This window comes from Streptomyces sp. NPDC058401, from assembly GCF_042722885.1.
Taxonomy (GTDB): Bacteria; Actinomycetota; Actinomycetes; order Streptomycetales; family Streptomycetaceae; genus Streptomyces.
Genome location: NZ_JBHXKA010000210.1, coordinates 1 through 9,049 on the forward strand (window position 1 = coordinate 1; position 9,049 = coordinate 9,049).

Annotated in this window: 8 protein-coding genes; 6 read left to right on the forward strand and 2 right to left on the reverse strand. The window is 74.1% G+C overall.

Annotated features, from left to right (window positions below):
* The coding region (locus ACFWNV_RS37935; RefSeq protein ID WP_383956338.1) for an NTF2-like N-terminal transpeptidase domain-containing protein at positions 1-821 on the reverse strand (821 nt) is incomplete at its 3' end.
* A 158-nt stretch (positions 822-979) separates the two neighbouring features.
* Positions 980-2,761, reverse strand: a complete 1,782-nt coding sequence (locus ACFWNV_RS37940; RefSeq protein WP_383956341.1) for a dolichyl-phosphate-mannose--protein mannosyltransferase — start codon at positions 2,759-2,761, stop codon at positions 980-982.
* Positions 2,762-2,849: 88 nt separating this feature from the next.
* Here ACFWNV_RS37940 and rsmI point away from each other — a divergent pair, with 88 nt between their 5' ends.
* The 6 genes from rsmI to ACFWNV_RS37970 all read left to right on the forward strand — a co-directional run bounded on the left by rsmI (position 2,850) and on the right by ACFWNV_RS37970 (position 8,945).
* On the forward strand, positions 2,850-3,767 hold the full coding sequence (gene rsmI / locus ACFWNV_RS37945; RefSeq protein ID WP_383956344.1) for a 16S rRNA (cytidine(1402)-2'-O)-methyltransferase: 918 nt from the start codon (positions 2,850-2,852) through the stop codon (positions 3,765-3,767).
* 160 nt (positions 3,768-3,927) lie between these two features.
* Positions 3,928-4,461: a hypothetical protein gene (locus ACFWNV_RS37950; RefSeq protein WP_383956347.1), complete on the forward strand. Its 534-nt coding sequence runs from the start codon at positions 3,928-3,930 to the stop codon at positions 4,459-4,461.
* Between the two features lie 10 nt (positions 4,462-4,471).
* Entirely contained in the window at positions 4,472-5,350 is an 879-nt protein-coding gene (locus tag ACFWNV_RS37955; protein ID WP_383956350.1) for a TatD family hydrolase, read from the forward strand.
* Positions 5,351-5,926: 576 nt separating this feature from the next.
* A complete protein-coding gene (locus ACFWNV_RS37960; RefSeq protein WP_383956356.1) occupies positions 5,927-7,117 on the forward strand; it encodes a ubiquitin-like domain-containing protein in 1,191 nt (396 codons plus the stop codon).
* A 95-nt stretch (positions 7,118-7,212) separates the two neighbouring features.
* Positions 7,213-8,052 (forward strand): 16S rRNA (adenine(1518)-N(6)/adenine(1519)-N(6))-dimethyltransferase RsmA, encoded by an 840-nt coding sequence (gene rsmA, locus ACFWNV_RS37965; RefSeq protein ID WP_351376251.1) that lies wholly within the window; start codon positions 7,213-7,215, stop codon positions 8,050-8,052.
* Positions 8,049-8,945, forward strand: a complete 897-nt coding sequence (locus ACFWNV_RS37970; protein WP_383956353.1) for a 4-(cytidine 5'-diphospho)-2-C-methyl-D-erythritol kinase — start codon at positions 8,049-8,051, stop codon at positions 8,943-8,945. The genes rsmA and ACFWNV_RS37970 overlap by 4 nt, the downstream gene beginning before the upstream one ends.
* The last annotated feature ends 104 nt before the right edge of the window (positions 8,946-9,049 follow it).

The following is a 9,049-nucleotide window of genomic DNA, read 5'->3' on the forward strand; positions in this document are numbered from 1 at the left end:
GCGACCACCGAAGCCTGCGGGAACTTCAGCACCGCCTGCTCGGCCGCCGCCTGGACGTCGGCGTCCAGGACGGTCTCGATCTCCCCGGGCTTCCCCTCGATCACCGTGAGCAGGGTCCGCCGGGGGGCCTCCTGGGCAACCGGCTCGATCCACAGCTCGGCGCCGCTCGTGCCGCCCAGCCGCTCCCCGTACGTCTTGCGCAGGCTGTCGAGGACCGGGCGCAGCGAGGGGTACTTCTCGGCCGTCAGCTCCCGGCCCTTGCGGTCGACGGCCTTGACCGGAGGGTTGGCCGGCGCGCCGCCGCGCAGCTTCTCGCCCTTCTGGAGCTGCGGGTGGAGCACGGAGGGCTGCCAGTCGACGAGCGGCAGCCCGGTGGTGTTGCCGCGGACCACGGTCAGCTTGGACTCGTAGGCGAGGGGCTTGGTGACCCCCTCGTAGGTGACCTCGGCCGCGACGGAGTACGCCACCGTGGTCCCGGTCTGGGCGCCGGGGGTGATCGCGACCTTGGACACGTAGGCCTTGGTCTTGAACTCCCCGAGGGCGCCCTGCGCCTCCGCCGGGTTGTTCGTCAGATCGGCCCCGGCCCGGGCGTCCCCGGCCGCCCACGCGGCGAAGAAGGCCTGGGCGGTCGCCGCGGCGTCCTTGTCGCTGACCGGCCCGGTGCCCTTGGCGGGCACCGCCGGGCCGGTCGCGCTCGTGCTCGCGCTCTTGGCGTCGTCGTCACCGGTGTCCCCCACCAGCGAGTACACCCCGTACACGGCCCCGCCCAGCATCGCCAGGAAGGCTCCGCCGACGGCGGCCCCCTTTGCAGCCCCGTTCATGTCCCGTCCCCGTCCCGTTCCCGTGTGCCCCGACCCCGGCCCTTGAACACTGAACGTGTTCAAGTGGCCCATGGAGTAGACCTTACGTCGAACAGACAAACGCTTCAGGGGTTTGGTTGCGCTGTGCGCACGGGACAACCGGACTCGCAGCGGTCCCGCTAGACCCAGGTGTCCAGCCACATGCGGTTCTGCCAGGAATCCATCGGGATGGACTGGCCGGTGTAGATGGGCCAGAAGTAGATGAAATTCCACACGATCAGGAGCACCAGGACGCCCGCCGCCACCGCGCCCACGGCGCGGCGGCGTTCCGAGGAGCCGGCCGGGCCCAGCAGGGCGCCGATCATCATGGCCACCGCCAGGCACAGGTACGGGACGAAGACCACGGCGTAGAAGAAGAAGATGGTCCGCTCCTGGTAGTTGAACCAGGGGAGCAGGCCCGCGCCGAGGGCGCACGCGATCGCGCCCGCCCGCCAGTCGCGGCGGAAGAACCAGCGCCACAGCACGTACAGCAGCGCGAAGCAGCCCGTCCACCACAGCAGCGGCGTGCCGAGCGCCAGTACCTCGCGCGCGCACTTGGCCGTCTCCGTCGCCGGGCAGCCGTCGGTGCCGGGTGCGGGGGACTCGTAGAAGTAGGAGACCGGGCGGCCCAGGATCAGCCAGCTCCACGGGTTCGACTCGTAGGTGTGGCCGGTGGTCAGGCCCACGTGGAACTTGTAGACCTCCGTCTCGTAGTGCCACAGGCTGCGCAGCCACTCCGGGAGGAAGGACCACGAGCTGTGCTGGTCGTTCTTGGCGGCCCAGTCGCGGAAGTAGCCGCCCTTGCCGTTGTCGGGGGAGAGGATCCAGCCGAGCCACGAGGCCACGTAGACGGAGATCGCCACGGGGACCAGGGAGAGGAAGGCGGGCCGGCTGTCGCGGCGCAGCATCGCCGCGTACGGGGCGCCGGCGCCCGCGGTGCGGCGGGCGGCCGCGTCCCACAGCACGGTCAGCACGCCGAAGAAGGCGAGCACGATCAGGCCGTTCCACTTCGTACCGAAGGCCAGGCCCAGGCTGACCCCGGCCAGCAGCCGGTACGGGCGCCAGCCCAGCTTCAGCGTCTCCGCGATCCGGGCGTCCGGCCGGGTCCGCCCCTCCTCGTCCACCGGGAGCGCCGCCGCGAGCCGGGCCCGCGCCTTGTCCCGGTCGATGACCAGTGCTCCGAAGGCGCCCAGCACGAAGAACATCAGCACCAGGTCGAGCAGCGCGGTCCGGCTCATCACCAGGTGCAGGCCGTCCACGGCCAGCAGCAGGCCGGCCAGGCAGCCCAGGAAGGTGGAGCGGAACAGCCGCCGGCCGATGCGGCACAGCATCAGCACGGACAGGGTGCCGAGCACTGCGGTCATGAACCGCCAGCCGAACGGGTCGAAGCCGAACATCCACTCGCCGAGCCCGATCACCCATTTGCCGACCGGCGGGTGCACGACGTAGCCCGGGTCCAGCGGGAGCGGGACCCCGTCGGGGTTGGCGAGGACCGACTTGTCGATGTCCTTGGGCCAGCTCGCCTCGTAGCCCTGCTTGATCGTGGCCCAGGCGTCCTTGGCGTAGTACGTCTCGTCGAATATCACCGCCTTCGGGGTGCCCAGGTGGGCGAACCGCAGCACCCCGGCGACCAGCGCCACCAGCAGCGGCCCGGCCCAGGCCAGCACCCGCTCCCAGCGCACCGCCGCGGCCGGCCCGATGCCGATCTGCGCCCACAGCTGCGCGGACGGCCGCGCGTACGGGGGCACCAGGCGGGTGCCGACGTCCGACTGCCGCTTCGCCCCGGCGGGCGGGGCGTAGCCGAAGCCGCGCAGGCGGCGCAGCCAGGCGGACGGCTGGTCGGCGGGGTCCGGGCCGGGCCCGGCCTCGGTGGCGGGCGGGGCCCCCGCAGGGCTGGGCGGCGGCGTCGCGGTACTGGTCACCGGCACATCGTAGGGAACGACCCCGTGCCGGACCCAGGGGGACGGGAGTGTGGGGCGCGGCGGTTGGGGCGGCTGAGAGGATGGGGCGGTGACCACTGAGCAGCCCCGCACCGCCGAAGCCCCCTCCCCGGCCCCCTCCCACGCACCGGGGGCGGGCGTCCTCGTCCTCGCCGGGACCCCCATCGGGGACCTGGCCGACGCCCCGCCGCGGCTCGCCTCAGAGCTGGAGCGGGCCGACGTGATCGCCGCCGAGGACACCCGGCGGCTGCGCAGGCTGACTCAGGGGCTCGGCGTGTTCACCACCGGCCGGGTCCTGTCGTACTTCGAGGGCAACGAGTCCGCGCGCACCCCCGAACTGGTGGAGGCCCTGGAGGCCGGCAAGCGGGTGCTCCTGGTGACGGACGCCGGGATGCCCTCCGTCTCCGACCCCGGCTACCGGCTGGTCGCCGCCGCCGTGGAGAAGGACATCAAGGTCACGGCCGTCCCCGGACCGTCCGCCGTGCTCACCGCGCTCGCCCTCTCCGGGCTGCCGGTCGACCGCTTCTGCTTCGAGGGCTTCCTGCCCCGCAAGGCAGGCGAGCGCCTGAGCAAGCTCCGCGAGCTGGCCGCCGAACGCCGCACCCTCGTCTACTTCGAGGCCCCGCACCGGCTCGACGACACCCTGGCCGCCATGGCCGAGGTCTTCGGCGCCGACCGGCGCGCCGCCGTCTGCCGCGAGCTGACCAAGACCTACGAGGAGGTCAAGCGCGGCGGGCTCGGCGAGCTGGCCGCCTGGGCCGCCGAAGGCGTGCGCGGGGAGATCACCGTGGTCGTCGAGGGCGCCCCGGCCGCGGCCCCCGGCGATGTCGACGCCGAGGAACTGGTGAACCGGGTACGGGTGCGCGAGGAGGCGGGGGAGCGGCGCAAGGAGGCCATCGCGGCGGTCGCCGCCGAGGCCGGGGTACCCAAGCGCGAGGTGTTCGACGCGGTGGTGGCGGCAAAGAACGCGGCACAAAAGTCGCCGTGAGTCGGTAAAGAGCTAACCTGAAAAGCAAAGCTCAGACCGCGCACCGGGCGCTTTGGGCATGACTCGCCCAAGGACCGTCCAACACTGGACAGGGCCTGATGCGCTCCCGCCCGAAGAGGCGTCCACTGGCAATGGCAGCAGTGGAACAAGAGGAGCTGGCATGAGTGAGATCGCCGAACCCCGTCCCCTCCCCCAACCGGCCGGACCCGTCGCCTCGGCCGTCGCCGCGCCGGCCGCCACGGCCGTGACGGGGACCGCTCCCGCATCCGTGCCGACCGTGCACGAGGCCTACTCCTTCGCCTGCATGAAGTGCGGCTACGGCTGGGAGCAGGGCTACGAGATAGAGCACCACACCGACGGCAGGGGCATGCCGTTCATCGTCTACACGGCCGACGGCGAGCGGGTCCCCTCCCCGCTGTCCAACCCGACCTGCCACAACTGCGGCGGCCACGTGGTGCGGATCATGCGGGAGGGCCAGGTCAAGTCGGTCATGGGCATGCTCGACCAGCTCTACCACCACCGCGCGGCCCCGGGGATCGCAGGACCCGTGCCCGCCGGGTACACCGCCAGGACGCCGAAAGCCCCGAAGGCACCGAAGCCGCGCAAGGCCGCCCTGCACGAGGCCCCCGGGCCGGTCCCGGTGGAACGGCCCGGGCTGATGGCCCGGCTGCTGGGGTTCTTCCGCCGGTCATAAGATCGGCCGTATGAGCCGTAGCACGCCGAACGACGCACCGCCCCCGCTGCCCGAACCGCTCCGGGTGGCGGTCGCGGACTCCCACACCCACCTGGACATGCAGTCCGGCACTGTCGAGGAGGGCCTCGCCAAGGCCGCCTCCGTCGGGGTGACCACCGTCGTCCAGGTGGGCTGCGACGTGAAGGGCTCCCGCTGGGCCGCCGAGACCGCCGCCGCGTACGAGAACGTCCACGCGGCCGTGGCCCTGCACCCCAACGAAGCCCCCCGGATCGTGCACGGGGATCCCGACGGCTGGTCGCGGCAGGGCGCCCGGACGGGCGGCGGCGAGGCCGCGCTCGACGACGCGCTCGCCGAGATCGAGGCCCTGGCCGCCCTCGCGCACGTGAAGGCGGTCGGCGAGACCGGACTCGACTACTTCCGGACCGGCCCGGAGGGCATGGCCGCGCAGGAGCGTTCCTTCCGCGCGCACATCGAGATCGCCAAACGACAGGGCAAGGCCCTGGTCATCCACGACCGCGAGGCGCACGCGGACGTGCTGCGCGTCCTGCGCGAGGAGGGCGCCCCCGAGCGGACCGTCTTCCACTGCTACTCCGGAGACGCGGAGATGGCCCGGGAGTGCGCCGCTGCCGGCTACTACATGTCCTTCGCCGGGACCGTCACCTTCAAGAACGCGGCGCCGCTGCGCGAGGCCCTGGCGGTGGCCCCGCTGGAACTGGTGCTCGTGGAGACGGACGCCCCGTACCTGACCCCGGCCCCGTACCGCGGGCGGCCGAACGCGCCGTACCTCATTCCGCTGACCGTACGGGCCATGGCCGCGGTCCGCGGCATAGACGAGGACGCCATGGCGACCGCACTGGCCGCCAACACGGCCCGCGCCTTCGCCTACTGAGCCCCTCCTCCGCACCCTCTCGTCCCCTCACCCGTTCGCCACGTTCCGTATCCGTTCCGCTTTGTAGCGTGACGGACGCTCCGCTAGGGTGCCGTGCCCGAAGCAGCCGGACGGACCAGTGGAGCGAGCGCGATGAGCGATGTGGCCTGGCCGGCCGGTGGACGCGATCCCTGGGCCACGGCCCCGGACCCGACCGCGGAACCGGGCCCCGGCCCGGACCCGTTCCCCGCCCCGGGCACGGACGGGGACCTGGCGGATCCGTACGCGGACCGGTACCCGGACCCCTATCCGGACCCGGGGGCGCACGAGGACCCGTACCCGGACCCCGAGCCCGCGGTGCCCGCGCCCCGGGGCGGCGGGCGGCGGCGGACCGCCGCCGAGCCCGGGGCGGGCCGCCGGGCGCGCGGCCGGACCCCCGCCCCCGCCGGTCCCGCACCGGGTCCCGCCCCCGAGCCGGAGCCGCCCGCCACCGGCCGCCGGCGCCGCACCGCACCGGCGGCGGCCCCGGACACCGCCCCCGCCCCGGCCGGAGCGGCCCCCGCGGGGACCGGACGGCGCCGGGGCGGCCTCGGCACGGTGCCCGCACCGGCCGCCCCGGACACCGGAACCGGCACCGGCATCGGTACCGCCCCGGCCCCCGCGCCCCGGCGGCGCCGCGGCGCGGCCCCCGCCCCCCGCGACACCTGGCGGCGCATCGTGCCGCAGGCCCTGGTCGTCGCGTTCCTCGCGGGCGGCACCACCGCCTTCGTCGCCGCCGACAAGTCCGTACGGCTCACCGTCGACGGAGTCCCGCGCACCCTGCACACCTTCGCCGACGACGTCGACGAGCTGCTCGCCGCCGAAGGACTGGGCATCGGCCCCCACGACCTCGTCGCCCCCGCCGGGGCGGAGGTCCTCGACGACGGGGACGAGATCGTCCTGCGCTACGGCCGCCCGATGAGCCTGACCCTCGACGGACAGCGGCGCGAGGTGTGGACCACCGCCCGCACCGTGGAGGGCGCACTGCGCCAGTTCGGCATCCGCGCCGAGGGCGCCTACCTCTCCGCCCCCCGCACCGCCCCCGTCCCCCGGACCGGCCTGACCCTCGCCGTCCGCACCGAACGCAGCATCACCTTCATGGCCGACGGCCGCGAGCGGACCATCCGCACCAACGCCGCCACCGTGCAGGAGGCCCTCGACGAAGCCGGGATCACCCTCCACGGCCAGGACGCCACCTCCGTGCCCGCCGGCTCCTTCCCGCGCGACGGCCAGACCGTCACCGTGCTCCGCATCAGCGGCACCCGCGAGATCCGCGAGGAACGCATCCCGTACGCGACCGAGCGGGTCAAGGACCCCGCCCTCTTCGCCGGAACCGAAGTCGTCGAACGCTCGGGGCGGCCCGGAGCGCGCAGGGTCACGTACGGCCTGCGCACCGTCAACGGCGTCCGGCAAAAACCCCGCCGGATCGCCGAGGAGACCGTCCGCGAGCCCGTCAGCCAGCTCGTCAAGGTCGGCACCAAGCAGCTGCCCGCCTCCGTCCAGGGCGCGGACGGCCTCGACTGGGGCGCGCTGGCCCGCTGCGAGTCGGGCGGCCGGGCCGGTGCCACCGACCCCTCGGGGACGTACGGGGGCCTCTACCAGTTCGACGTACAGACCTGGCAGGCCCTCGGCGGCAGCGGCCGCCCGCAGGACGCTCCGGGCCCGGAACAGACGTACCGCGCCAAGAAGCTCTACGTCCAGCGGGGGGCGAGTCCCTGGCCACACTGCGGCCGTACCCTTTATCGGTGAGCACCGCAGAGCAGCAGCCCGAATCCTCCGCTCCGGAGACCGCCCAGCCCGAGACCGCCACCCCCGAAACGTCCGCCCTCCTCGGCGCGGCCGACATCCGGGAGCTGGCCGCCGTACTCGGCGTACGGCCGACGAAGCAGAAGGGCCAGAACTTCGTCATCGACGCCAACACCGTGCGCCGCATCGTGCGCACCGCCGAAGTCCGGCCTGACGACGTGGTCGTCGAGGTCGGGCCCGGACTGGGCTCGCTGACGCTGGCACTGCTGGAGGCCGCAGACCGGGTCGTCGCCGTCGAGATCGACGACATCCTGGCCGCCGCGCTGCCCGCCACCATCGAAGCGCGGATGCCGCAGCGCAAGGACCGCTTCACGCTCGTCCACTCCGACGCCATGCTGGTCAAGGAGCTGCCCGGGCCGCCGCCGACCGCGCTCGTCGCGAACCTCCCCTACAACGTGGCCGTGCCGGTCCTGCTCACCATGCTCGACCGCTTCCCCAGCATCGAGCGGACCCTGGTCATGGTGCAGGCCGAGGTCGCCGACCGGCTGGCCGCCGAGCCCGGCAACAAGGTCTACGGAGTCCCCTCCGTCAAGGCCAACTGGTACGCGGACGTCAAGCGGGCCGGCGCCATCGGCCGCAAGGTCTTCTGGCCCGCACCGAACGTCGACTCCGGGCTCGTCTCCCTGGTCCGCCGGGCCGAGCCGGTCAAGACCACCGCGACCAAGGCCGAGGTCTTCGCCGTCGTCGACGCGGCCTTCGCCCAGCGCCGCAAGACGCTGCGCGCGGCGCTGTCCGGCTGGGCCGGGTCGGCCGCGGGCGCCGAGGCGGCGCTGGTCGCCGCCGGGGTCTCCCCGCAGGCCCGCGGCGAATCCCTCACCGTCGAGGAGTTCGCGGCGATCGCCGAGCACAAGCCCGCCGCGGAGAGGCCCGCGCTGTGAGCCAGTCGGTCACCGTACGGGCCCCCGCGAAGGTCAACGTCCAGCTGGCGGTGGGCGCGGCCCGCCCGGACGGCTTCCACGACCTCGCCAACGTCTTCCTCGCGGTCTCCCTCTACGACGAGGTCACCGCGACCCCGGCCGCCGCACTCACCGTGACCTGCGCCGGCCCGGACGCCGACAAGGTGCCGCTGGACCGCACCAACCTCGTGGCCCGGGCGGCGGAGATCCTCGCGGAGCGGGCGGGCATCGCACCCGACGTGCACCTGCACATCGAGAAGCGGATCCCGGTGGCGGGCGGCATGGCCGGCGGCAGCGCCGACGGGGCGGCAGCCCTCCTCGCCTGCGACGCCCTCTGGGGACTGAAGACCCCGGCCGAGGACCTCCTCGCCCTCTGCGCGGAACTGGGCAGCGACGTGCCGTTCAGCCTGGTCGGCGGGGCGGCGCTGGGGGTCGGGCGCGGGGAGATCCTGACCCCGGTCGCGGCCGGCACCTTCCACTGGGTGTTCGCGGTGGCCGACGGAGGCCTCTCCACCCCGGCGGTGTTCCGCGAGTTCGACCGGCTCACCGCCGGGACATCGGTCCCCGCCCCGCAGGCCTCCCCGGCCCTCCTCGCGGCCCTCGCCTCCGGCGACCCGGACGCGCTGGCCGCCACCCTGGCCAACGGGCTCCAGCCCGCGGCCCTCTCGCTGCGGCCCTCCCTCGCGGACACCCTCGCGGCGGGGGCCGATGCCGGAGCCCTCGCGGCGCTGGTCTCCGGCTCCGGCCCCACCACGGCCTTCCTCGTCCGCGACGCGGAATCCGCCGCAAAGGTGTCCGCTGCCCTGGCAGCCTCCGACACCTGCCGCAGCACCCACCTGGCCACCGGCCCGGCCCCGGGCGCAACCCTGCTCTGACCTCCCGCTGCGCGGTGCAGAGTCCCCTACCCACCCTTCGCCCGTTCCCCGGGGGCCAGCCCCCGGACCCCGCTCCTCAAACGCCGGAGGGGCTGGGTATATCC

Coding starts and splice junctions, on each gene's coding strand:
- ACFWNV_RS37955 (WP_383956350.1), top strand. CDS start 4,472: ATGAGCCGTAGCACGCCGAACGACGCACCGCCCCCGCTGCCCGAACCG.
- ACFWNV_RS37950 (WP_383956347.1), top strand. CDS start 3,928: ATGAGTGAGATCGCCGAACCCCGTCCCCTCCCCCAACCGGCCGGACCC.